At 71.4% G+C, this 23895-nt stretch carries 21 protein-coding genes and 1 pseudogene; 13 read left to right on the plus strand and 9 right to left on the minus strand.

All coding sequences use genetic code 11. The annotated features are described in order from the left end of the window. Positions 1-107: 107 nt before the first annotated feature. Both ACH41F_RS01395 and ACH41F_RS01400 read right to left on the minus strand, forming a co-directional pair. Positions 108-1112 (minus strand): zinc-binding dehydrogenase, encoded by a 1005-nt coding sequence (locus tag ACH41F_RS01395; RefSeq protein WP_398832085.1) that lies wholly within the window; start codon positions 1110-1112, stop codon positions 108-110. Further along, positions 1109-2269, minus strand: a complete 1161-nt coding sequence (locus ACH41F_RS01400; protein ID WP_391229356.1) for an enolase C-terminal domain-like protein — start codon at positions 2267-2269, stop codon at positions 1109-1111. Before ACH41F_RS01400 ends, ACH41F_RS01395 begins: the two co-directional genes overlap by 4 nt. 340 nt (positions 2270-2609) lie before the next feature. On the opposite strand from ACH41F_RS01400, the gene ACH41F_RS01405 reads away from it, so the two are divergent. From ACH41F_RS01405 to ACH41F_RS01430, 6 genes are all read left to right on the plus strand, one after another. Next, entirely contained in the window at positions 2610-3629 is a 1020-nt protein-coding gene (locus tag ACH41F_RS01405) for a substrate-binding domain-containing protein (protein WP_391229358.1), read from the plus strand. 135 nt (positions 3630-3764) lie between these two features. Beyond that, positions 3765-4772, plus strand: a complete 1008-nt coding sequence (locus ACH41F_RS01410) for a substrate-binding domain-containing protein (protein ID WP_391229360.1) — start codon at positions 3765-3767, stop codon at positions 4770-4772. A 130-nt stretch (positions 4773-4902) separates the two neighbouring features. Continuing rightward, positions 4903-6441 carry a sugar ABC transporter ATP-binding protein gene (locus ACH41F_RS01415; protein WP_398832088.1) on the plus strand — a complete coding sequence of 513 codons (1539 nt, stop codon included), beginning with the start codon at positions 4903-4905 and terminating at the stop codon, positions 6439-6441. Continuing rightward, positions 6438-7523: an ABC transporter permease gene (locus ACH41F_RS01420; protein WP_391229364.1), complete on the plus strand. Its 1086-nt coding sequence runs from the start codon at positions 6438-6440 to the stop codon at positions 7521-7523. The genes ACH41F_RS01415 and ACH41F_RS01420 overlap by 4 nt, the downstream gene beginning before the upstream one ends. Continuing rightward, the gene (gene yjfF, locus ACH41F_RS01425; protein WP_398832090.1) at positions 7523-8545 is read left to right on the plus strand and encodes a galactofuranose ABC transporter, permease protein YjfF; all 1023 of its coding nucleotides are present in this window, start codon (positions 7523-7525) and stop codon (positions 8543-8545) included. The genes ACH41F_RS01420 and yjfF overlap by 1 nt, the downstream gene beginning before the upstream one ends. 165 nt (positions 8546-8710) lie before the next feature. Further along, positions 8711-9394 (plus strand): hypothetical protein, encoded by a 684-nt coding sequence (locus ACH41F_RS01430; RefSeq protein ID WP_398832092.1) that lies wholly within the window; start codon positions 8711-8713, stop codon positions 9392-9394. 356 nt (positions 9395-9750) lie between these two features. Here ACH41F_RS01430 and ACH41F_RS01435 read toward each other — a convergent pair whose 3' ends face one another. Then, entirely contained in the window at positions 9751-10188 is a 438-nt protein-coding gene (locus tag ACH41F_RS01435; RefSeq protein ID WP_391229368.1) for a MarR family transcriptional regulator, read from the minus strand. A gap of 90 nt (positions 10189-10278) precedes the next feature. On the opposite strand from ACH41F_RS01435, the gene ACH41F_RS01440 reads away from it, so the two are divergent. Together ACH41F_RS01440 and ACH41F_RS01445 are read left to right on the plus strand one after the other, a co-directional pair. Beyond that, positions 10279-11277, plus strand: coding sequence for a zinc-binding dehydrogenase (locus tag ACH41F_RS01440; RefSeq protein ID WP_391229370.1), 999 nt, complete (start codon positions 10279-10281; stop codon positions 11275-11277). A 94-nt stretch (positions 11278-11371) separates the two neighbouring features. Further along, a complete protein-coding gene (locus tag ACH41F_RS01445; RefSeq protein WP_398832095.1) occupies positions 11372-11791 on the plus strand; it encodes an organic hydroperoxide resistance protein in 420 nt (139 codons plus the stop codon). Between the two features lie 54 nt (positions 11792-11845). Here the strand turns inward: ACH41F_RS01445 and ACH41F_RS01450 are convergent, their stop codons facing one another. Beyond that, on the minus strand, positions 11846-13003 hold the full coding sequence (locus ACH41F_RS01450) for a serine hydrolase (RefSeq protein WP_391229374.1): 1158 nt from the start codon (positions 13001-13003) through the stop codon (positions 11846-11848). 19 nt (positions 13004-13022) lie between these two features. Further along, entirely contained in the window at positions 13023-15566 is a 2544-nt protein-coding gene (locus tag ACH41F_RS01455; RefSeq protein WP_398832098.1) for a M14 family zinc carboxypeptidase, read from the minus strand. 201 nt (positions 15567-15767) lie between these two features. Here ACH41F_RS01455 and ACH41F_RS01460 point away from each other — a divergent pair, with 201 nt between their 5' ends. Beyond that, positions 15768-16556 carry an EI24 domain-containing protein gene (locus ACH41F_RS01460; RefSeq protein ID WP_398832100.1) on the plus strand — a complete coding sequence of 263 codons (789 nt, stop codon included), beginning with the start codon at positions 15768-15770 and terminating at the stop codon, positions 16554-16556. Beyond that, a complete protein-coding gene (locus ACH41F_RS01465) occupies positions 16553-17167 on the plus strand; it encodes a LysE family translocator (RefSeq protein WP_398832102.1) in 615 nt (204 codons plus the stop codon). Before ACH41F_RS01460 ends, ACH41F_RS01465 begins: the two co-directional genes overlap by 4 nt. On the opposite strand, the gene ACH41F_RS01470 is transcribed toward ACH41F_RS01465, so the two are convergent. Both ACH41F_RS01470 and ACH41F_RS01475 read right to left on the minus strand, forming a co-directional pair. Further along, positions 17139-18428, minus strand: a complete 1290-nt coding sequence (locus ACH41F_RS01470; protein ID WP_398832104.1) for a pyroglutamyl peptidase — start codon at positions 18426-18428, stop codon at positions 17139-17141. The two genes, ACH41F_RS01465 and ACH41F_RS01470, sit on opposite strands and share 29 nt — an antisense overlap. Positions 18429-18720: 292 nt before the next feature. Next, positions 18721-19725: a LysR family transcriptional regulator gene (locus ACH41F_RS01475; RefSeq protein WP_398832763.1), complete on the minus strand. Its 1005-nt coding sequence runs from the start codon at positions 19723-19725 to the stop codon at positions 18721-18723. A gap of 49 nt (positions 19726-19774) precedes the next feature. On the opposite strand from ACH41F_RS01475, the pseudogene ACH41F_RS01480 reads away from it, so the two are divergent. Continuing rightward, positions 19775-20212: pseudogene (locus ACH41F_RS01480) on the plus strand (NAD(P)-dependent oxidoreductase); the annotation flags it as partial. Between the two features lie 381 nt (positions 20213-20593). Then, positions 20594-20995 (plus strand): RidA family protein, encoded by a 402-nt coding sequence (locus ACH41F_RS01485; protein ID WP_398832767.1) that lies wholly within the window; start codon positions 20594-20596, stop codon positions 20993-20995. 248 nt (positions 20996-21243) lie between these two features. On the opposite strand, the gene ACH41F_RS01490 is transcribed toward ACH41F_RS01485, so the two are convergent. Together ACH41F_RS01490 and ACH41F_RS01495 are read right to left on the minus strand one after the other, a co-directional pair. After that, positions 21244-22215 carry a galactose-1-epimerase gene (locus tag ACH41F_RS01490; protein WP_391229387.1) on the minus strand — a complete coding sequence of 324 codons (972 nt, stop codon included), beginning with the start codon at positions 22213-22215 and terminating at the stop codon, positions 21244-21246. Between the two features lie 10 nt (positions 22216-22225). After that, a complete protein-coding gene (locus ACH41F_RS01495; RefSeq protein ID WP_398832106.1) occupies positions 22226-23122 on the minus strand; it encodes an SGNH/GDSL hydrolase family protein in 897 nt (298 codons plus the stop codon). 258 nt (positions 23123-23380) lie between these two features. Here ACH41F_RS01495 and ACH41F_RS01500 point away from each other — a divergent pair, with 258 nt between their 5' ends. Next, on the plus strand, positions 23381-23875 hold the full coding sequence (locus tag ACH41F_RS01500; RefSeq protein WP_391229391.1) for a DUF3145 family protein: 495 nt from the start codon (positions 23381-23383) through the stop codon (positions 23873-23875). Positions 23876-23895: the final 20 nt, after the last annotated feature.

The following is a 23895-nucleotide window of genomic DNA, read 5'->3' on the forward strand; positions in this document are numbered from 1 at the left end:
TTCGATATTTCGGACGAGGATCGCGGCTCTGGGTGCGCTGGACTGTGGATGTACGCCGGTACGGAGTCGTCAGGTACTCCGTACCGGCGTACGGCTCTCGGGGCGGGTCACGGCCGCAGCAGGACCTTGCCGACCTTCGGGTCGCCGGACCCCACCAGCGCGATGGCCTCCGGGAACTCCTCCAGCGGCAGCTCGTGCGTGACGAGCGGCAGCGGGTCGAGCAGTCCGGCGCCGAAGACCCGCACGGTGTGGGCCCAGGCCTCCGGCGGCGCCCCGAACACGGTGTGCACCTCCAGCTGGCGTACGACGAGGTCGGTGGGGTCGAGGCCGTCGGCGCCCGCGGCCGGGATACCGGTCAGGACCAGTCGCCCGCCGCGGCGCAGCAGCGCGGAGGCGGTGTTCGCGGCGGACGCCGAACCGGCGGTCTCGATGACCACGTCGAAGTCGCCCGGCAGCTCCTCGTCCCGGACGCGGAAGTCGGTGGCGCCGAACTTCTTCGACAGCTCCGCGCGGTCCGGGCGGGTGCCCACCACCAGCAGCTCCGCCGGCGAGCCCGCCTTGAGGAACTGCACGGCGAACATCCCGAGCGTGCCCGTGCCCACGACCGCGACCCGCTCACCGGGTCGTGCGTTCGCCTTGAGCGCGGCCGCGGCGATGCACGCGGCCGGTTCCAGGAGCGCCGCCGCCGTCAGGTCGGCGTCCTCCGGGAGAGCGTGCAGCAGCCGGGCCGGCAGGGTGAGGGTGGCGGCCATGGCGCCGGGCTCGGTGAAGCCCGTCTCCTCGTAGCCGGCCGTGCACAGCGTGGTCTCGCCCGCGTGGCAGCGGTCGCAGACCTGGCAGTTGCGGAAGCCCTCACCCACCACCTTGCGGCCGACCAGCGAGGCCGGGACGCCGGAGCCCACCGCTGCCACCGTGCCGGACCACTCGTGGCCGGGCGTCAGCGGGTAACGGACGTAGCCCTCGGGCCGGTTGCCCTGGTAGACCTCGCGGTCGCTGCCGCAGATCCCGACCGCGTGGACGCGGACCAGGGCCTCCCCGGCGCCGGGCTCACGAGGGGTGTGCTCGACGAGCCGGTGCTCCCCGGGCGCCTCGATGACGACGGCGGTGCTCACGCCTGGGTGCCCTTCGGCTGGCGCCGCTCCCAGCCCTCGGCCCACAGGTCGAAGCGGGCCTGCTGCTGCGGGAACTCGGCCGCCGCGTCGACGTCCAGCTCGACACCGAGGCCCGGGGCGTCGGAGAGGTGGAAGTAACCGTCCACGACCTGCGGGGCGCCCTTGACGACCTTCTTGATGTCGGCGTCGGCGAAGTCGTTGAAGTGCTCCAGGATCTTGAAGTTCGGCGCGGTGAAGCCGACCTGGAGCGAGGCGGCGGTCAGCACCGGGCCGCCGACGTTGTGCGGGGCCACCAGCATGTAGTGGGTCTCGGCGGTCGCGGCCAGCTTCCGGGTCTCCCAGATGCCGCCGATGTGGCCGACGTCGGGCTGGATGATGTCCACGGCCTGGCTCTCGAAGAGCTCGCGGAACTCGATGCGGTCGTGGATCCGCTCACCGGTGGCGACCGGCATGTCGACCTTGGCGGCGACCTTCTCCAGCGCCTTGAGGTTCTCCGGCGGGACCGGCTCCTCCAGCCAGGCGGGCTTGAAGGGGGCGAGGTCCTTGGCGAGGCGGACGGCGGTGGCCGGGGAGAAGCGGCCGTGCATCTCCAGCATCAGCTCGGCGTCGGGGCCGATGGCGTCCCGGACGGCCTCGATGAGGGAGACGGCGTACAGGCTCTGCTCGTGGTCCAGCTCGAAGTGGCCGGTGCCGAAGGGGTCGATCTTCAGCGCCTTGTAGCCGCGCTCCATGACCCCCCGGGCGGCCTTGTGGTAGGCCTCCGGGGTCCGCTCGGTGGTGTACCAGCCGTTGGCGTACGCCTTGACCTTGTCGGTGACCTTGCCGCCCAGCAGCTGCCAGACGGGGACGCCCAGGGCCTTGCCCTTGATGTCCCAGCAGGCCATCTCGATGACGGCGATGCCGGACATCACGATCTCGCCGGCGCGCCCGTAGTCGCCGTACTTCATCCGCTTGACGAGGTCCTCGACAGCGAACGGGTCCGACCCGAGAATGTGGTTGACCTCTGCCTCACGCAGGTATCCGAGCAGGGCGTCGGTGTGGCCCAGCATGCGGGTCTCGCCGATCCCGGTGAGTCCCTCGTCGGTGTGCACCTGGACATAGGTCAGGTTCCGCCACGGCGTCCCGACCACGTGCGTGCTGATTCCCGTGATGCGCACGTCAGCTACTCCCTAGACTTTCCGACTTGTTCGAAATTTCGGCTCACGTTCGAAATGCTGGCCCGACCGTAAGGACGACGTGGTCGGGGTGTCAATGGGTCGGGTGGTCGAACGGCGTAACGGTTTTGGTGGCGTGCACATCCGTCCGAGATCACGACTCCCGCAGCCTGCTGCGTTATTCAACCGTGACGACCCACCTTCTGCAGCCCTCTTGACCGCCGCGAATTGTTAGCGCTCACAATGACCTCCGCATTCACCGATCGATGCCGACCGGCATCCAAGGAGGTTCGAGCGTCGTGTCGGTAGTGCTCCCGCCCGTGACCGCCGAGGAGGTGCGGCCGTGAACCACTTACAGCTCCGGCCGCCCACCATGGCCGATGTGGCACGCCTGGCCGGGGTGTCGCACCAGACCGTGTCCCGAGTGCTGGGGGACCACCCCAACGTGCGGGACGAGACCCGGGCCAAGGTGCTGCGCGCGATCGAGGAGATGGGCTACCGCCGCAACTCCTCCGCACGGGCCCTGGTCACCCGCCGCACCCGGACCCTGGGTGTGGTCGCCTCCAACACCACGCTCTACGGGCCGGCCAGCACGCTGTTCGCCCTGGAGGACGCGGCCCGCGCCGCGGGGTACACCGTCTCGACGGTCAGTCTGCGCAGACTGGCGGTGGAGACCCTCTCCGAGGCGCTGGACCACCTCAGCGAGGGCGGTGTGGAGGGGGTGATCGCCCTCGCCCCGCAGCGTTCCGCGGTCGAGGCGCTCGCCGAACTGCGCCACCCCTTCCCGGTGGTGGCCGTGGGAACCGGCTCCGGCGCGGAGATCCCCAGCGTCAACGTGGACCAGCGGCTGGGGGCGCGGCTGGCCACCGGGCATCTGCTCGCCGCCGGGCACCGCACGGTCTGGCATCTCGCCGGACCCGAGGACTGGCAGGAGGCGGCGGACCGGGAGGCGGGCTGGCGGGCCACCCTGGAGGCGGCGGGCATCGAGCCGCCGCAGCCGCTCAGGGGGGACTGGAGTCCGCTGTCGGGCTACCGGGCGGGCCAGGAACTGGCCGGCTGGGTGGGCCGTGGACTGACCGCCGTCTTCGTCGCCAACGACCAGATGGCACTGGGGGCGTTGCGGGCCCTGCGTGAGGCGGGGGTGCGCACCCCGCAGGACGTCGCGGTGGTCGGCTTCGACGACATCCCCGAATCGGAGTTCTTCGCTCCACCGCTCACCACCGTCCGGCAGGACTTCGCGACGGTGGGCCAGCGGAGCATCGCCCTGCTGCTGGACCTCATCGAGGGCCGGGCCCCGTCCGGGACGCCCGGGGTCGCCATCGAGCCCCAGCTCGTCGTCCGCGCCAGCACCGCTCCCGACTGACCCGACCTCAGCCAGTCAAATTCGCACACCAGTGTGACCGATATTTCGAATAATGATCGACAGGCTGGACGCAGTGCGGTCGGTCCCCGAGTAACAGCGGTCCTTCCCGGGCCGGCTCTTCAAAGGAGAAGAAACATGCTCAACAGAAGGAACTTCCTCACTGCGGCGATCGGCGTGGCGGCGGCGGGCACCCTGGCGGCCTGCGCCAAGGAGGACGACAGCTCCGACACCGGCTCCTCCGGCGGCGGCAGCAAGGCCATCACCCTCGGCTTCTCCCAGGTCGGCTCCGAGAGCGGCTGGCGCACCGCCAACAGCGACTCGGTCAAGTCCGCGGCGAAGGAGGCCGGTTACACCCTGAAGTTCTCCGACGCCCAGCAGAAGCAGGAGAACCAGATCTCCGCCATCCGCAGCTACATCGCGCAGAAGGTGGACGTCATCGCCTTCTCCCCGGTGGTCGTCACCGGCTGGGACGCGGTGCTCAAGGAGGCCAAGGCCGCGAAGATCCCGGTCGTCCTCACCGACCGCTCCGTCGAGACCTCCGACGACTCCCTCTACGTCACCCTGGTCGGCTCCGACTTCACCGACGAGGGCCGCCGCGCCGCCAAGATCCTCGAGAAGGTCATCGAGAAGGCCGGCCTCAAGGGCCCCGTGAAGATCGCCCAGCTGGAGGGCACCACCGGTGCCGCCCCCGCCATCGAGCGCGCCAAGGGCTTCAAGGAGGTCATGGACGCCGACCACGCGGACGACTGGAAGATCGTCGTCAGCCAGACCGGTGACTTCACCCGCGCCGGCGGCAAGCAGGTCATGGCGGCCTTCCTCCAGTCCAACCCGGACGTCAACGTGCTCTTCGCGCACAACGACGACATGGCCATCGGCGCCATCCAGTCCATCGAGGCGGCCGGCAAGAAGCCCGGCAAGGACATCCTGATCGTCTCCATCGACGGCGTGAAGGACGGCTTCGTGGCCATGTCCGAGGGCAAGATCAACGCCATCGTCGAGTGCAACCCGCTGCTCGGCCCCCAGCTGATGGAGGTCGTCAAGACGGTTCACGAGGGCGGCAAGGTCGAGCGCTGGATCAAGACCAAGGAGGGCGACTTCATGCAGGACCAGGCGAAGGACGCGCTCCCCACCCGCAAGTACTGACCGACCGCACCCACCGGCGGGGAGCCCCCGGCCGGCCGACCACACCTCGGCCGGGACGGCTCCCCGCGGGCCCGGCCCGCCGCGGCCCACCACCGCCCCGGGCCGAACCGATTCCGTGAGGAGCGCTGCCATGGCAGAGCCGCAGCCCGTCCTGGAGATGACGGGCATAGTCAAAGAGTTTCCGGGGGTACGGGCTCTGTCGGGCGTCGACTTCCGGCTCTTCCCCGGCGAGATCCACGCCCTGATGGGGGAGAACGGGGCGGGGAAGTCCACCCTGATCAAGGTGCTGACCGGGGTCCACCCCCTGGACGGCGGCACCATCACCCTCGACGGCCGGCCCGTGCGGATCGACAGCCCGCTACAGGCGCAGCACGCCGGCATCAGCACGGTCTACCAGGAGGTCAACCTCTGCCCCAACCTCTCGGTGGCGGAGAACATCTTCATCGGCCGCGAACCCACCCGCGCGGGCCGCATCCAGTGGAAGCAGATGCGCCGGCAGGCCGCGGAGATGGTCGACCGGCTCGGCCTCGACATCGACGTGAGCGCCCCGCTGTCCTCGTACCCGCTCGCCGTGCAGCAACTCGTCGCGATCGTACGGTCGGTGGGCCACGGCGACAGCGACGGCGCGGGCTCCCGCACCAAGGTGCTGGTCCTGGACGAGCCCACCTCCAGCCTCGACCGCGACGAGGTCCTCGAACTCTTCCGCCTCATGCGGCAGTTGCGGGACGAGGGCGTCGCGATCCTCTTCGTCTCCCACTTCCTCGACCAGATCTACGAGATCTGCGACCGCATGACCGTGCTGCGCAACGGCACCCTGGTCGGCGAGCACATGGTCCGCGACCTCGACCAGGTCCAGCTGATCGAGCTGATGATCGGCAAGGCGCTCGACCAGCTGGAGGAGCTGCACGACCACCAACTCCACGCGGACGTCGGCGAGTCGCTGCTCACCGCGGAGGGCCTCGGCAGGAGCGGCGGCATCGCCCCCTTCGACCTCGACATCAAGAAGGGCGAAGTCGTGGGCCTGGCAGGCCTGCTGGGCTCCGGCCGCACCGAACTGGCCCGCCTGCTCTTCGGCGCCGACCAGCCCGACAGCGGCAAGGTCACCATCGGCGGCAAGCAGGTCTCCATGAGCGCCCCGAACGACGCCATCGGCGCCGGGGTCGCGTTCTGCTCGGAGAACCGCAAGGCCGAGGGCCTGGTCCCCGACCTGACCGTGCGCGAGAACATCATCCTCGCCCTCCAGGCCGCCCGCGGCTGGACCCGGCCCATCCCGGCCGCCCAGCGCGACGAACTGGTCGCCAAGTACATCAGGGCCCTCGACATCCGCCCCGCCAACCCCGAGGCCCGCGTGGGCCAGTTGAGCGGCGGCAACCAGCAGAAGGTGCTCCTGGCCCGCTGGCTGATCACCCAGCCCAAGCTGCTGATCCTCGACGAGCCGACCCGCGGCATCGACATCGGCGCCAAGACCGAGATCCAGAAACTGGTGGTCTCCCTCTCCGAGGACGGCATGTCCGTCCTCTACATCGCGGCCGAGCTGGAGGAGGTGCTCCGGCTCAGCCACACCATCGGGGTGCTGCGCGACCGCAAGCTGGTGGCGCGGCTCACCAACGGGCCCGACATCACCACCAGCAAGATCCTCGAGACCATCGCGAGCGGAGAACTGACGTGACCACCACCTCCCGCTGGCGAGCGCTGACACGCCACAACCTCTTCTGGCCGGTGGCCGTCCTGATCGCCCTGCTGCTCGTCAACGTCCCCTTCACCCCCGACTTCTTCGCGATCCACATGACGGACGGCCACCTCTACGGCAGCCTCGTCTCGATCGTCCTGTTCGGCTCGCCCCTGATCCTGGTGGCGGTCGGCATGACCCTGGTCATCGCCACCGGCGGCATCGACCTCTCGGTCGGCGCGGTCGTCGCCATCACCGGCGCCCTGACCTGCTCCTACATCAGCGACCAGAAGGACCAGGACGCCCTGTCGGGAGTGCTGCTGGCGATGGGCCTCGGCCTGATCGCGGCGGTCGTCTGCGGCCTGTGGAACGGCTTCCTGGTGGCCCGGATGGGCATCCAGCCCATCATCGCCACCCTGATCATCATGGTCGCCGGCCGCGGCGTCGCCCAGCTGATCACCGACGGCCAGATCATCACCATCAACAGCGAGCCGTACAAGCTCATCGGCGGCGGCTACTGGCTGACCCTGCCCTTCTCCATCTTCGTGGTCGCCGCCGTGGTGGCCGTGACGGTGGCACTCACCCGCCGCACGGCCCTCGGCCTGCTCGTCGAGTCCGTCGGCGGCAACGCCGAGGCCAGCCGCCTGGTCGGCATCCGCTCGCTGCGCATCAAGATCATGGTGTACGTCTTCTGCGCCCTGTGCGCGGGCATCGCCGGCCTGATGATCAGCTCCAACACCTCGGCGGCGGACGGCAACAACGCCGGCCTGTGGATCGAGCTGGACGCGATCCTCGCGGTCGTGATCGGCGGCACGTCACTGCTGGGCGGCCGCTTCTCCATCGGCGGCACGGTCGTGGGGGCCCTGGTCATCCAGACCCTGACCACCACGATCTACACCATCGGCGTCCCCACCCAGACCAACCTGGTCTTCAAGGCCGCCGTCGTCATCGTCGTCTGCCTGCTCCAGTCCCCGAAGTTCCGCACCAAGGTCTTCGGCGCCCGGGCGAAGACCCCGCCCGCGGCCGCGCCCGCCGTGGTCACCGAGCCCGCCGACCCCGCTCCCAAGATGGAGGTGTCGTGATGAGTACGACCACCAAGACCCCCACGACACCGCAGACCCGCACACCGTCCCAGGCCACGCGCCTGCTCGGTGACCGGCGGCTGCCCGTCCTGGTCACGGCGGCGCTGTTCCTCGCGATGTACATCGGCGGACTGAGCCGCTACGTGAACTACGGCTTCGGCGACTCGCAGGTCTTCCTCAACCTGTTCATCGACAACAGCTACCTCCTCGTCGCCGCCGTCGGAGCCACCTTCGTCATCCTCTCCGGCGGCATCGACCTGTCCGTCGGCTCCGTCATCGGCTTCACCACGATGCTCACGGCGTGGCTGGTCCAGGACGTCGGGCTGCCCCTGCTGGCGGTCATCCCCATCTCCCTGGGAGTGGGGGCGTTCGGCGGCTTCCTCATGGGCTACGTCATCCACAACTTCGAGATCCAGCCGTTCATCGTGACGCTCGCCGGACTCTTCCTCTTCCGCGGACTGTGCCTCGTCATCAGCAAGGAGTCGATCGCCATCAACGACTCCTCGGTCAGCAGCCTCGCGGAGACGCGGGTGACGCTGGGGCTGGGGGACCTGTCGATCGGCGCGCTGGTGGCGCTGGCCGTGCTGGCGGCCGCCTTCTACCTCCTGCACTACACCCGCTTCGGACGCCGGATCTACGCCATCGGCGGCAACGAGCAGTCGGCGCTGCTGATGGGGTTGCCGCTCGGCGGCACGAAGATCGCCGTCTACACGCTGAGCGGGTTCTGCTCCTCGCTCGCGGGCCTGCTCTTCATGCTCTACATCCAGTCCGGTGACCCGCTGCACGCCGTGGGCATGGAACTCGACGCCATCGCCGCGGTCGTCATCGGCGGCACGCTGCTCACCGGTGGCTCGGGGTACGTCCTCGGCACGCTGTTCGGCGTTCTGGTGCTGGGGCTGATCAAGAGCATCATCCAGTTCGAGGGGACGCTGAGTTCCTGGTGGACGAAGATCGCGACGGGTGTGCTGCTGGGTGTGTTCATCCTGATCCAGCGGGTGATGACGACCCGCAAGCCGACCTGAGCGGCGGGGGACCGGCTCGGTCCGGCGCGTTTTGGCGTGATGCCGGTTTCGGTGGGATGGGGTGGATCGTCCTCGGTCCGCCGCGCCGGAAGGGCTGGTTCCCCACACAACATTCACAGGCGGCTCTAGGAACGGCCCCGGTTCGGAACTTAACCTTCCCGCGTCATGGACTACTGCCTCCCGTGCCGACGGCACCTCAACGGCGCCCTCGCCTGCCCGGGGTGCGGCACTTCTGCCGAACAGCTACGCGCGTCCACGGACTTGGGGGCCGACCCGTATGCGGGGATCGGTGGCGGGGCGTATGAGGTCGAGGTCGACAGCGACGTCGCTGTCGACGCCTATGAGGACGACGTCGCTGGTGGTGTCACGAGTCGGCGTGACCGCAAGGCGGCGGCGCATCGGCGTCGGCGGCGTCGGACGTTGCTGATCGCCGCGGGGTTCATCCTCGCCGCGGGGGGTCTGAGTCTCGCGGAGCTGGGTCTGGACGCGCCCGGGTCGTCGCCCACGCCGGCTGCCGCGGGCGGGGAGTCGGCGGACGGGGGTGCGTCGGAGGCGGCCGACGAGACGGCGGAGCCTCTGGCCGACGAAAGCGGTACGGCTGCGGCTTCCTCCTCGGCTTCGCCGGACGCCTCGGCGTCTGCCTCTGTCTCGGCGTCGGTGTCCGCGTCGGAGTCCGTCGACACGGACGCGCAGTCGGCGGCGGCCTCTGCCCCGAACCCGGCCACGACGGCTCCTGCGGCCACGAGTCCGGCCGCGTCCGCGACGCCTACGGCCGCCCCTACGACGTCCGATCCCACGCCGGCTCCGTCGCCGAGCGAGTGCGACCGTTTTCTGTGGTGGTGTACCTGACGGTGCGTTGTGGGTCGGGGCCGCACCGGGGGGTGTCCGTCCTCGGTCGGGCGGTCCCGTAGGACCAAGCTGTGCCGCAAGTCGGACGCCCGACACTGCGGGCGGGCACCCCCCGGTACGTCCCCTCCTCGCCGTGGCGCCAGTGGCCCGTTCGTGGGGGGCGCACCTCTTCCCTTCCCGTCGTGGCGCCGGTGCGCATCTTTCAGCCCGTCCGGCGTTTGAGGACGAGGCCCCTTCAGGGCCGGTGGGGGGTCTGGGGGCGCAGCCCCCAGGACGGGGGTCGAAGGGGCGGCAGCCCCTTGGTATGGGACGGGTAGGGGCGGCGGGGGCGAGAAACGGTGGCGGTGCGGGGACCGCTACGCGGTCAGCATGCGTTGCAGCAACCCCCGAAGGACCCGCCGCTCCTCGTGCGACAACCCCGCCAACGGTTCGCGGGCGAAGCGCAGATCGTCCCTCAGGGTCCGGGCCACCCCCCGCCCTTCCTCCGTCACCGCGGCCAGCTTCACACGGCGGTCCGCCGGATCGGGGCGGCGTTCGACCAGCCCGCGGGACTCCAGCCGGTCCACGATCCCCGTGACGTTCGACGGCTCGCAGCGGAGTTTGTGGGCCAGCTTGCGCATCGGCAGCGGTTCCAGGGACAGCAGGCTCAGCAGCCGCGCCTGCGCCCCGGTCAGCGCGTGCTCCGCCGCCGCCTCCTCGAAGTCCGCGTGGTAACGCGCCACGACGTCGCCGATCAGCTCGACGACCTCGAGGGTCAGCGGGTCGGGGCGGGCGGTCTTCTCCGGGGTGGCCATGGCTTCACGATACCCCCATTACTTGACAACCTGAAATATTCAGGAGCATGGTTGTTTCAGGTACTGAAGTAAATCCGAAAGGCTCCTGTCATGATCAACCGCGAGTGGCACCTCCTCTCCCGCCCCGTCGGCTGGCCGAAGCCCGAGGACTTCGCCCTGGTCGAGGCGGAGGTCCGGCAGCCCGCCGAGGGGCAGGTGCTCGTACGGAACAAGTACCTGTCCGTCGACCCGTACATGCGCGGCCGGATGAGCGCCGCCAAGTCCTACACCGCTCCCTTCGAGCTCGGCAAGGTCATGCAGGGCGGTGCCGTCGGTGAGGTCGTCGCCTCCGAGGCGGACGGCGTGGCCGTCGGTGACCACGTCCTGCACTTCGGCGGCTGGCGCGAGTACGCCACGATCGACGCCCAGCAGGCCGTCAAGGTCGACCCGGACGCCGCCCCCCTGTCCACCTACCTCGGCGTCCTCGGCATGACCGGCCTCACCGCCTACGCCGGGCTGCTGCGCACCGCCGCCTTCAAGGAGGGCGACAGCGTCTTCGTCTCCGGTGCCGCCGGTGCCGTCGGCAGCCAGGTCGGTCAGATCGCCAAGCTCAAGGGCGCCTCGCGCGTCATCGGCTCGGCGGGTTCCGACGAGAAGGTCAAGCTCCTCGTCGAGGAGTACGGCTTCGACGCCGCCTTCAACTACAAGAGCGGCCCGGTCGGCGAGCAGCTGCGCGCCGCCGCCCCGGACGGGATCGACGTCTACTTCGACAACGTCGGCGGGGACCACCTGGAGGCCGCCATCGGTTCGCTGAACCTGCATGGGCGGATCGCCGTCTGCGGCATGATCTCGGTCTACAACAACACCGAGCCCGCCCCCGGCCCGCGCAACCTCGCCCGTCTCATCCAGACCCGCGGCCGTATCGAGGGCCTGCTCGTCGGCGATCACTACGACCTTCAGCCGCAGTTCGTCCAGGAGGTCGGTCCCTGGGTGGCCTCGGGCGCGCTCAAGTACCGCGAGACCGTCGTCGAGGGCATCGAGAACAACCTGGAGGCCTTCCTCGGCGTCCTGCGCGGCGACAACACCGGGAAGATGATCGTCAAGCTCTGAGCCTTCACTGGGTTTCCGACATGCGGTAACTTCTTTCCGAAACCGTCGGCGATCGTGGGCGCGAGTCGCGGCGGACCCAGGAGGTAGACACCGCATGTCCATCCAGCAGTCCGACGTCCTCTACACCGCCGTCGCCACCGCCGAGAACGGTCGCGACGGCCGGGTGGCCACCGAGGACGGCAGGCTCGACGTCGTCGTGAACCCGCCCAAGGAGATGGGCGGCAGCGGCGAGGGCACCAACCCCGAGCAGCTGTTCGCCGCCGGCTACAGCGCCTGCTTCCAGGGCGCCCTCGGCGTGGTCGCCCGCCAGGAGAAGGCCGACATCTCCGGCTCGACCGTCACCGCGAAGGTCGGCATCGGCAGGAACGACGACGGGTTCGGCCTCATCGTCGAGATCTCGGCCTCCATACCGGCCGTCGACGCCGAGACCGCCAAGGCCCTGCTGGAGAAGGCCCACCAGGTCTGCCCGTACTCCAAGGCCACCCGCGGCAACATCAGCGTGACGCTGGTCTGATCGCGTACGACGAGAGGCCGCCCCCCGGACGTGGGGTGCGGCCTCTCGTCCGTGTCACGCGCCCAGGGTCAGCGCCGCGCTGTGCACCGCCTTCACCAGCCGGTCGTTCTCCGGGGCCGCGCCGCCGGGGAAGGCGAGCCGACGGCGGGTGTAGCCGTAGGCCAGGCCGCTGCGGGCGTCCGCGAAGGCCTGGGAGCCGCCCGCGCCGCTGTGGCCGAACGTGCCGGCGCCCAGGAACCGGTGCCGGGTGTCGGCGATCGCCTGGAAGCCCAGGCCGTAGGCGCGGTACTCGCCGGCCACCAGGTCGTGGCCGCTGGAGTGGATCTGGCCGATCTCCGCGATCGTGTCCGGCTTGAGCAGGGGCGGCCGGTCACCCACCTCGCTGATCGCCGCCGCGTACATACCGGCCAGGCCCCGCGCCGCCGCCACCCCGCCCGCCGACGCCGGTCCCTTGGCGCGCACGGTGCGGGAGTTGGCGTGCTCCACCAGGTCACCGGGGTCCGGGACGTGCGTGTTGAACGCGATCGAGGCCAGGGTGTGCGGGCCGGTGGGCATGGCGTCGATCTGGACCTGCTGGGTGGGGGTGGGCAGCATCGGCTGCGCGGAGCGGAACCTCGGCTCCAGGGCCGCCGGCAGACCGAGGTGGAAGTCCAGGCCGTACGGGGCCCGCACGCGCTCCTCCCACTGCTCCTGGATCGAACGGCCCGTCGCCCGCCGGACCACCTCGCCGGTGAGCGCGCCGATGACCAGGGCGTGGTAGCCGAAGGCCGTACCGGGGCGCCAGAACGGGCGCTGATCGGAGAGGCGTTCGGCGATCACCCGGTCGTCGGCGAGCTCGTCCCGGCTGAACCCGGCGTCCAGGCCCACCAGTCCGGCCCGGTGCGTGATCAGGTCGCGCAGGGTCAGCTGGCCCTTGCCCTCGGCCGCGAACTCCGGCCAGTAGTAGGTCACCTTGCGGTCCAGCTCGAGTGTGCCGTCCTGGACGAGGAGAGCGACCACGAGATGCGCGGCACCCTTCGTCGACGAGAACACGGCGTGCAGCGAGTCGGCTTCGTTGCCGTCACCCGCCCACAGGTCGACGACCCTGCGGCCGTGCACGTAGGCGCACAACTGACCCTCGTAGTCGGGGCGTTCACCGGCCACGAACGCGGCGAACTCCTCGCGCACCGCCTCGAAACCGTCGGCGACGCTGCCGTGGATCTCCTGAGTCATCCGCTCTCCTTGACTGCTCTTACCGCCGGCCGGCGTCAGCCATGCTGAACAACGCCCTTGCGACCTGCGGGAATTCCCCCTTCGGATGATCCCGGAAGAGGGGTTCGGTGCCGAAGAGGACCGACTGCGGACCGCTGACGACCGAGGGCCGGCCGGCCGCGGCGGAAGGCCCGCCGGTGCCGTCCGCCGACGGGCGCCAGTGCCCGGAGACAAGGGGGTTCCCGGCCGCGTAGGACTGCTCCACGCGGACCTCGGGGCCGAGATCGGTGAACCAGACGGGCGCGTACACGAACCCGTGGCCGGGGGCACCGGCCGTCAGCCGTCCCGAGTTCACCACCCGCACCACACCGTTGGCGTCCCCGTTGCCCTCGACCGCCTTCGCCGTCGACAGGCCCGTGGCGGCGCCGAGTTCGGCTCCCGTGACACCCCGCCCGACCAGACCGTGGCCGTCCGCCAGGAAGGCGTCCAGGGCCGTGCGGGCGGCCGCCGTCAGGGCGGTGTGGTCCAGGCCCGTCGAGACGAGGAGGACATCGACCGAGGTCCAGTCGAAGCCGCCGTTGAGCACCGCCGTCGACACCGGTGTGACCTCGAAGCCCATCTCGCGCAGCGCGAACAGCTCACCGGGGGCGACCGCGGCGGCGACCCGGGTGCGGGGCAGCGCCCGTGCGCCGACGAGGGTCGTGGCGTCGAAGGCGACGTCGTAGGCGCGCGCCGCCTCGGCGGCCTGCGCGCGCGCCGACGCCGGGACGATCGCGCTGCCCCCGTCGCCCGTCTGCCGTACCGCGACACCCTGCCGGAGCAGGGAGTTGGCGGCGGCGACCGCCCGCGGGTCGTCCAGGCGCAGCCGCAGGGCGCCGCGCGGGGCGACGTACCCCACGGGCGCGGCCTCGCGCACGGCACGCAACGGCAGGCCGGTGAGGCTACCCCTCGGCACGGCCGTCACCTCGGCGCCCCACAGCCGGCCCAGGCTCCAGCCCGAGATGTCGTACATCACCGTGACCTTGTCGCTGATGTCCCGCCCGTCGGCCAGCAGCGCGTTGGCGAGACCGCGCTTGGGCTGGCGCATGTCGACGACGTAGGAGCCCTTCGGGTACGACCTCGCACCGAGTCGGAAGGAGTGGCTCGCGCGGGTGACGCGGACGTCGTTGGCGAGGAGGTGGTCGACCAGGCGGGCGGTCGCGGTGGACCCGCCGGCGGGCAGGACGTAGGCGCGCGGGAAGGTGGTCGTGTAGACGTCCTCCGGGCCGATGCCGGGCACCCCGGGGACCGTCGCGGCGGAGACCGGCACCTGGGCCGCGCCCGCGGCGCCGCGCCGGAACACCTCGATCTGGTCGGCGATCAGGCCCTGCCGCCGCTCCCGTACGAAGTCCAGGGTCGCGCGGAGCGCGGCGCCCGCCACGGCGACGTTGACCGCCGACCGGCGCCGCAGCTCCGCCACCGGCAGGCTGTCGTCGGCCGCGTTGTTCACCTGCAACGGGATCTCGACCGTGTGCGCGGCGACCGTGCCGTGGAAGGCCGCGTACTGCGGGGTGAAGACCGGCGGCCAGTCGTCCCAGCCCTCCTCCTGGTCCCGGAAGGGGATCTGCGCGGGCTCGACACCGTCCGTCCGCGGTGTGTACCCGAGGCCGTTGACCGCGGCCTCCATGCCGAGGGCGTTGGCGTAGGTGTTCTTCAGGAACAGGTCGTACTCGTAGTTCTCGCCGTGCGGGGGAGTGGTGGGCTCGATGAGCGTGCCGTTGACGTAACCGTGCAGGTCGAGCATGACGGCGGGCTGCTTGTCGATCTCGATCCGCCGCATGGCGCGGGTCTCGGGCTGCGAGGCGGTGACGAAGTCCCGGTTCATGTCGAACCCGTTGGCGTTCGCCCGGGTGCCGGCGATGCGGCCGTCCGGGTTGGCGGTGATGTTGAAGTAGAGGCGGGAGCGGGAGAGCAGCTCGCGGGTCCTCGCGTCCGTCGCGGTGGCGAGCTGCTCGATGAGCTTCAGGGAGGCGTCGGTGCCCTCCCACTCGTTGCCGTGGATGTTGTTGTTGAAGAAGACGGGCGCCTTGTAACCCGCCTTGATCTCAGGTGACTTGGCGGCCCGCGCGGGGGCGTTCTCGATGAGGTCGCGCATCCGCTCCTGGGCGCGGGCCTGGCGGGCCGTCTCGGGCGCGGTGACGGTGACCAGGTACAGGCGGTGCCCGCCGGCCGACCGCCCGGTGACCTCGACGCTGACCCGGTCGCCGAGTGCCTGGAGCACGTTCAGCTTCGGGGCGATCGCGTGGTACGGGGTGAGGCCGAGCTTGAGGGACTTGTCGGCGGGGTTCTCCAGGTCGGGGGAGAGGACCTGCTCGCGGGGGTAGCCGCGGACGGCTCCGCCGAGGGCGCTCTCCTCGGCGAGGGCCCTCCTCGCGGCGCTCGCGGGGGCCCGCGCCGCGCGCTGGTCGAGCGCGGCCCCCTCCCGGGTGACGGGCCGGGGGTCGGCACCGGCCGACTGCGGGCCGAGCAGCAGCGAACCTGCGGTGCCGAGGGCGAGGGCCGCGATCAGTACGGGTCTCGCAGGGGCGGTTCTCGTCGTGCGCACGCGTCGTACCTCCTCCGGGAGCTTCCTGAGATCGGTACGGCGACATGTACCTGTTCGACTCAACCGGAACAAGAGGGAGTTGGGTGAGGGCACGGGGGAGGACGGGGCCGATGGCGAGGTGAGGGCACGGGGGAGGACGGGGCCGGTGGGGTGGGGTGCGGCCCCAGGTCCGGTGTCGGTGCCGCCCGATAGAGTTCGGGCATGCGCGATCTCGGGGCGGGTTTCAGCTATCTCCTGAAGGGCCAGCGGTGGGTGGCCCGGCACGGCAAGCAGTACGGGTTCGGGCTGGTCCCGGGGCTCATCACCCTCGTGCTGTACGCGGCGGCGCTGGTCGCGCTCGCGATCTGGGGCGAGGACTTCGTCGTCTGGGCCACCCCGTTCGCCGACGACTGGTCCAGCCCCTGGCTCGGACTGTTCCGCGGTTTCCTGACCGTCGTGCTGTGGGCCCTCGCGCTGCTCCTGTCCGTCCTCACCTTCACCGCCGTCACCCTCCTGATCGGCCAGCCCTTCTACGAGAACCTCTCCGAGAAGGTCGACCGGGACGTCTCCCCGGACGGCACCGCGCCCGAGTCGGGGCTCCCCCTCTGGCGCGAGCTGCTGATCTCGGCGCGGGACAGCCTGCGGATCCTGGTCCGGGCCGCGCTGTGGGGCGTGCTGCTCTTCGCCCTCGGGTTCGTCCCGTTCCTCGGGCAGAGCGTCGTCCCCGTGCTCGGGTTCTTCGTCACCGGGTTCTTCCTCACCGAGGAGCTCGTCGCCGTCGCCATGCAGCGCCGCGGCGTCGAGCTGCGGGACCGGCTCGCCCTGCTCCGCTCCCGCAAGACCCTCGTCTGGGGCTTCGGCACCCCCCTGGCCGTGGCGTTCCTGGTGCCGTTCGTCGCGGTGTTCCTGATGCCGGGCGCGGTCGCGGGCGCCACCCTCATGGCCCGTGAGCTGCTCGGCGAACAGACCCGCGAGGACAACGACGACGAGGTCGAGGAGGCCATCGCATGACCGAGATACTCGCCGTCGCCGTCATCACCGTCCTGGCCGTCATCGCCCCCGGTGCCGACTTCGCCATGGTGGTCCGCAACAGCTACCTCCACGGCCGCCGCACCGGCCTGTTCGCCGCGATCGGCGTCGCCGCGGGCGTCCTCGTGCACGTCACCTACACGATGCTCGGCGTGGGCCTGCTGATCGCCTCCTCCACCTTCCTGTTCACGATCATCAAGCTGGTCGGCGCCGCCTACCTGGTCTACATCGGCGTCCGCACCTTCCGCACCCGCGGCGAGGTGCGGGTCGACCTGGAGACCCGGTCCGACCTGACCCCGCTGAAGGCCCTGCGCTCGGGGTTCCTCACCAACGTCCTCAACCCGAAGACGACCCTGTTCGTCGTCTCCACCTTCGCCCAGGTCGTCAGCCCCGGCACCCCGGTCTACCAGCAGGTGGGCTACGGCCTGTTCATGTCGCTGGCCCACCTGCTGTGGTTCGGCGTGGTCGCGGTCTTCTTCTCCCACGACCGCATGCGATCCCTGATGCTGCGCGGCCAGAAGGTCCTCAACAAGGTCATCGGCTCGGTCCTGGCCGGCCTCGGCGTCAGCCTCGCGTTCGCTCCGTCGCACTAGCGTCCGCGGCGGTGGCGTCCGCGGCCACGGTGAGGATCGCCCGGACCTGGCCGATGATGTCCAGCCGGTTGCGCACGAACTCGGGGTCGGTGACCTCGGTGGTGTTCCCCGTCCCGAACTGCAGCACGGGCGTGTGCACATGGCCACCCGGCAGGACGTCGTGCAGCCCGAGCCGGTCCCGCAGCAGCGTGGCCCGGTAGGCGATCTCGTTGGAGAGGTAGTTCCCACCGCCCCCGGCCCGGGCGGTCGACCCCGCCGTCGGCCCGTCCGGCCGTACGACGGCCTCGGTGCCGCCCGCCGGTATCTCGGTCACGCTCGTGTTGTCGTAGACCGGGAACGGACCGGTGCCCGCCGCGACGATGGCCGCGTACGGCAGGGTCGTCGTCGTCCACTGCGGCTGCGAGGCCGGATCGCCGACCGGGACGATCTCGGTCAGCCCGACGTTCTCGTTGTCCGGGAACCCGCCCCGCCAGGCCCCGTTGGTCCGCTCGACGTCGAACCGGCCGACCCGCCCCTGGCTCACGGTCGTGAACAGGTCCACCCGCCGGAGATACGGCCGCAGGGTCCGCTCCACCGTCCCCTCGGTGAAGTCCCGCCACCGCACCGGGAACACGGCCGTCTCCACCCGGGCCGGTCCGTGCGCGGTCTCGATCACCGTGCCGTCGAGCGCGAGCGCGGTCGCCCCGGACGGGTTGGAGATCCGGATGTCCCGGTCGAGCGTGAACGGGTCGAAGCCGGTCACGAGGATCCGCCTGACCCCCTTCCCCGACGGGTACCGGATCGCCGTCTGTCCCCGCGAGGTCCGCTCCAGCTCGTCGAGGAGCGCGGCCCGGCGCGGCTCGCTCAGCCCGAACGCCGGCTCCCACGACCGCACCTGCCGGGTCATCCCCAACCGCGCCCAGTACAGCGGCCGGTCGTCGTCCCGGCTCAGATCACCCCCGGCCGGCCCCCGCCCCTGCGCCCGGTCCACGGCCCGCTTCCACAGCGCCGCTCCCTCGCGTACGACGACCCGGCGGGCCTGCGCGTAGCTGTGCGCCGAGCCGAGCGCCCGCGCGAACTCCGGTGCCACCGCGTCGAATCCGGACCGCCGGAGGATCTCCTGGGGCACGGCCTGCTCCAGCCGCCGCTCCTCGACGGTGGTGGCCGGCGCGGTGGCGGCCGGCGCGGTGACGGCACCGGCCGGACACGGGGTGACCGTGAGCCCGGCGGTCAGGGCGAATCCGAATCCGAGGACGACTGTCCGAACACGTAGTGCGCTCACGGGAGTTCAGCCTCCGTCTGGTGTGGGGGAGAGGGCTGAAGTATCGCGTGACGGAAGTGCTCCACGCCATGGTGCGGGACCCGGGGGAGGGTGTGGGAACGGGCTCATGAGTGCGAGCAGCACGAACACCGGCACCGCCTGGAAATCGGCCGCACACTCGGCCCGGTTGTCACGTTCCCGGGTGCCGGTTGTCACGTTCCCGGGTGCCGGGTGCCGGGTGCCGGGTGCCGGGTGCCGGGTGCCGGGTGCCGGGTGGCAGCCGTCCCAGCACCCCCGCCGACCCGCGACCGAGTCACCGCCGCTCCGGCGCCGCGACCCGTCCCGCACCCGGCGCGCCCACCCGCCCCTCCGCCCCGCCCCCAGGGCCCGCGCCCACCCGCCCGGCCGCCTCCCGCAGCGCCCGTACGAACGCCTCCGCCGCGGGTGTCGACGCCCGCCCCCGCGCGGTCGCCGCGTACACCGCTCGGGCCGGGGCGCCCTCGTCCAGCACCGGCACCAGCGCGACGTCCGGGCGTACCGACGTGGCGGCGAGGGCCGGGACCAGGGTCACGCCGAGGCCCGCGGCGACGTAGCCCTGCTTGGCGGTCCACTCGGCGACCACGTGGGCGACGCGGGGGCGGAAGCCCTGCCGCAGGGCCGCGTCGAGCAGGGTGCCCTCCGGGCGGGCGCTGCCGGAGATCCAGTCGGCGTCGGCGAACCGGCCGAGCCGCACCGGACCGGAGCCCGCCAGTTCGTGCGCCGTGGGGACGGCGACGTACAGGGACTCGTCGAGGAGGTGGTGGAGGTCGTAGGAGTCCAGGGGCGCGCGGCCCGTGGTGGAGACCACCGCCAGATCGAGGTGGCCGGCGGTGAGCCGGTCCAGGAGGGCGGGCGTGAGTCCCTCCTCGCGGGTCAGCCGGACCCGGGGGTGCCGGCGGCTGAACGCGGCGAGGGCGAGCGGCACCAGCGCGGCGTCGGCCGTGGCGAACGCCCCGAACCGCAGCCGCCCGCCCGCCACCTCACGCAGCGCCGCCAGCTCCCGCCCGGCCCCGTGCAGCGCCTCCACGACGGTCTCCGCGTGCGGTACGAGGACCCGGCCCGCCTCGGTGAGCCGTACGCCCCGCGGCAGCCGGTCGAACAGGGGCGCCCCGCCGAGCGCCGCCTCCAGCGCGGCGATCTGCCGGGACACCGCGGACTGGGTCCAGCCGAGACCGCGCGCGGCGAGCGTGAACGAACCCTGGCGGGCGACCTCGAGGAAGGCGCGCAGCCAGACGGTGGAGACATCGGCACTGGGATGCGGACTCGGCATGGCGACCATGCTAGACATTCGCTTGTCGCATCCCGTGAGCGGATCTAGCGTCGGCGCCATGGAGCACATCGCATTCCTCGGCCTGGGACGCATGGGCGCCCCGATGGCCCGTCAACTCCGCGCCGCAGGACACCCTTTGACCGTCTGGAACCGCACCGCGGAGAAGGCGGAACCGCTGCTCGCCGAGGGCGCCCGGGTGGCCGGGTCGGCGGCCGGGGCGGTCCGGGACGCCGACGTCGTCGTCAGCATGCTCGCCGGTCCCGAGGCGCTCGCCGCGGTCGCGGAGGCCGCCGCAGCGGCCCTGCGCCCCGGCACCCACTGGATCGAGATGTCGACCGTCGGCCCGGACGCGGTGCGTGCGCTGGCGGCCGGGCTCCCCGCGGGGGTCACCCTCGTCGACGCGCCCGTCATGGGCAGTACCGACAAGGCGGCCACGGGTACTCTCGGCATCCTCGCGGGCGGTGACGCGACCGGCGTGGAACACGTACTCGCCCACCTCGGGCACGTCACCCGCACCGGCCCCCTCGGCTCCGGCGCCGCCCTCAAGCTCGTCCTCAACTCGGCCGTCATCAGCGGGGTCGCCGTGGTCGCCGAGGCCCTCCGTCTCGCCGACGCCCTGGGCCTGGACGACGACACCGCCCGCACCGCCCTCGCCAACGGCCCCCTCGCCCAGGTCGTCGCCCGCGCCTTCGCCGAGAACGTACACTTCGACGCCCCCCTCGCGGTGAAGGACCTCGACCTCGCCACGCGCACGGCCCACCTGCCCGTGACCGAAGCCGCCTTGGCGCACTACCGCCGGGTCGCCGCACCCGGCGAGGACCTCGCCGCGGCCGCCGCCCGCATCCGCACCGGCCGACCCCCGACGACAAGGACCCCCATGAAGGTCACCCTCGACAACCCCGCCGGCGCACCCCAGCCCCTGAGCCCGTACTACTCGCAGGTCGCCCGTGTCGAACAGGCCGACGGCGGCGCCCTGTTGTTCGTCTCCGGTCAGATCGCCGAGGGCGCCACCCTCGCCGAGCAGAGCCGCGGTGTCTTCGAGACGCTCGACGCCCTGCTGAAGGCCCACGGCGGCACGCTCGCGGACATCGTCAACATCCGCACGTACCTCACCGACATCGGCAAGCTCCAGGAATACGGCGCCGTGCGGCGGGAGTTCCTCACCGGCACCCCACCCACCAGCATGACCTTCGAGGTGCCGAAGCTGTTCAGGCCGGAGGCACAGATCGAGGTGGAGGTCGTCGCCGTCGTCGGCCAGGCCGCTCGCCCGGCGGCCTGAGCAAGTCCCGGACCGTGCCTGCCTGTCCACCGTGTCGGGAGTTGGCGGTCCGGGCCTTCGAGACCGGGAACGAGGAGGAGGGGGCGTGGTCGTTTGTGAAGGGTTCGTACGAGATCCGGATCGGCCGCTCGATCACGGTCCGCAGGCGCACCGCTACGATTAACGTCTCATCCGGGACACGTCTCCCCACAGAGCAGCCCCGGTCCGGGACCTGACACCCGGACCGGGGCTGATGGCTGTGTCCACGGCTAGCGCGCGGAGAACGCGTACACCGTCTCCGAACGGAACACCTCGCCCGGCCGCAGCACCGTGCTCGGGAACTCCGGCCGGTTCGGGGAGTCGGGGAAGTGCTGGGTCTCCAGCGCGACCCCGTCGCAGGGCGCGAACGGCCCGGTCAGATGGTCGGCGGTGTACAGCTGGAGGCCGGGCTCGGTGGTCGACACCGTCAGCACCCGCCCCGACGAGGGGTCCCGCAGTTCGGCGACCTCGACGGGGGAGTCCGTGACCCCCTTGTCGAGCGCGAAGTTGTGGTCGTACCCCGACCCCACCTCCCGGCTCTCCCGGAAGTCGAAGCGCCCCCCGGTCACGTCCTGGAGCACCCCGGTCGGGATCAGATCCGCGTCGACCGGAGTGAACCGGGAGGCGGCGATCCGCAGTTCGTGACCGCTCGCGCTCCCGGAACCGGCCAGGTTGAAGTAACTGTGGTTGGTCAGCGCGAGAACCGTCGGCGCGTCCGTCACCGCCTCGTACGCGATCCGCAGCGCGCCGTCCGCGTCCAGCGTGTAGGTCGCCGACACCTCCAGACGGCCGGGGAAGCCCTCCTCGCCGTGCGGACTGACCCGGGAGAGCCGGATGCCGTGCTCCACCGGCTCCACGTCCCACACCCGCTTGTCGAAGCCGCCCTCCCCGCCGTGCAGGGAGTTGGGCGCGTTGTTGGGCGCCAGCGAGTACGTCACCCCGTCCAGCGTGAACCGGCCACCGGCGATCCGGTTGGCGTACCGGCCGATCAGCGCGCCGAAGTAGGGCTCGGTGTGGGTGAGATAGCCGTCCAGACCGGCGAACCCCAGCACCACGTTCCCGGTCTGGCCTTCCCGGTCGGGGACCTCGACGCCCTGCACGATCCCGCCGTACGACAGCACCCCGACACGCACGCCGGCCCGCTGAAGGATCCAGCGGTGGACCTCGGTGCCGTCGGGAAGTGTGCCGAAGCGTTCGTTCATGGTGAAAACTCTAGGTCACGCCCCCGGCGGCCGTGACCTCCCGGTAGGCGATCTCGGCCAGCCTGGCCTGTCCGTTCACGCTCGGATGGAACCAGTCCCAGTGGCTCAGCTGATCCGTGCCGAACCGGAACTCGTACACCGCGCCGCCGTCGAAGCGGCACCGCTCGTCCCGGGCGCAGACCTCCTCGAGCACCTCGTTGTACGCCTCCACCCGCTGCTGCACGGTGGCCCGCCGCTGCGTGGCCGCCGCGTCCAGGGCGTCCGCGTCACCCAGCATCGACGGGCATATCCCGAGCTTCCACACCTGCTTGCCCATCGGGTTGGCGCGCCCCTCGGACCACAGCCGCTTCAGGTCCGGCACGCTCGCCACGTACACCTGCGCCTTGGGGGCCGCCTTGCGCAGGGTGCGCAGCGCGTCCTCGAACTGCGTCCGGAAGTCCGCCACCGACGTCATCGCCGCGGTCGAGTCCCGGCACGCGTCGTTCGCGCCCGCCATCACCGTCACCAGCCCCGGCCGCTTCGCCGCAGCCTGGGCCATCTGCCCGGCCAGGTCCGCCATCCGCGCCCCGCTGACCGCGTAGTTCCAGCTGCTGGTGGCCGCCTTCGCCCTCCCCAGCAGCCGTACGGCGAGACTGTCGACCTCGGTGCTGCTACCGGTCGCCCAGGAGGCCTCCGGGCAGTCCTGGAGGACGGAACAGGCGTCGAAGGCGCGGGTGATGGAGTCGCCCACCGCGGCCAGCGAGGCGGGGCTGGGGTCCCAGACGGGTCCGGTCGGGGTCGCTCTGCGCGCCGCGGAGCCGGACGGCCCCGGCTCGTCGCCACCGACGGCGTCACAGCCGGCGGCGCCCAGCACGGCCGCCGTCACGACGGCGAGCACGGCGCGCGCACGCTGCCTTCGCTTCCGCATCCCCTCGAGATCCCCTTCGGTCGACATGGCATCCCCCGCGAACTTCGTCCCCCTCCATGACAACGCGCGGGAGTTCCCGACCCCTCCGCGTGCGACGGCTAGCGTCCTGGCGGGTGAATGGCGGGCGTTTCCGGGCACCGGGACCGACGGTACGTCACACTCCTTGCGCCGTCGCACGGTAGCCTCGCCATCAACGTGGCTGCCGCCACCACCGTTCCGCCCATTCGCACAATGGTCCCGCTCTGCCCGGAGGTCCCGGTGACGACACGTGGAGTTCTGTACGTGCACTCCGCGCCGCGCGCGCTGTGCCCGCACGTCGAGTGGGCCGTCGCCGGGGTGCTCGGCACGCGCGTCAACCTCGACTGGATCCGGCAGCCCGCGGCCCCCGGCACCTGGCGCTCGGAGTTCTCCTGGCAGGGCGAGGTGGGTACGGCGTCCAAGCTGGCGTCGGCGCTGCGCGGCTGGCACCTGCTCCGCTTCGAGGTGACGGCCGAACCCTGTCCCACCGCCGAGGGCGAGCGCTACAGCTGCACCCCCGACCTCGGCATCTTCCACGCCGTCACCGGCATCCACGGTGACATCCTCATCCCCGAGGACCGTCTGCGCGCCGCCCTGAGCCGCTCGCAGGCCGGCGAGACCCAGCTGGAGTCGGAGATCGCCAAACTCCTGGGCAAGCCGTGGGACGACGAACTGGAGCCGTTCCGCTACGCCGGCGAGGGCGCCCCCGTGCGCTGGCTGCACCAGGTGGTCTGAGCGCGCGCGGCCGGCAACGG

The sequence above is a fragment of the Streptomyces sp. NPDC020489 genome (assembly GCF_044386545.1).
Lineage (GTDB): Bacteria > Actinomycetota > Actinomycetes > Streptomycetales > Streptomycetaceae > Streptomyces.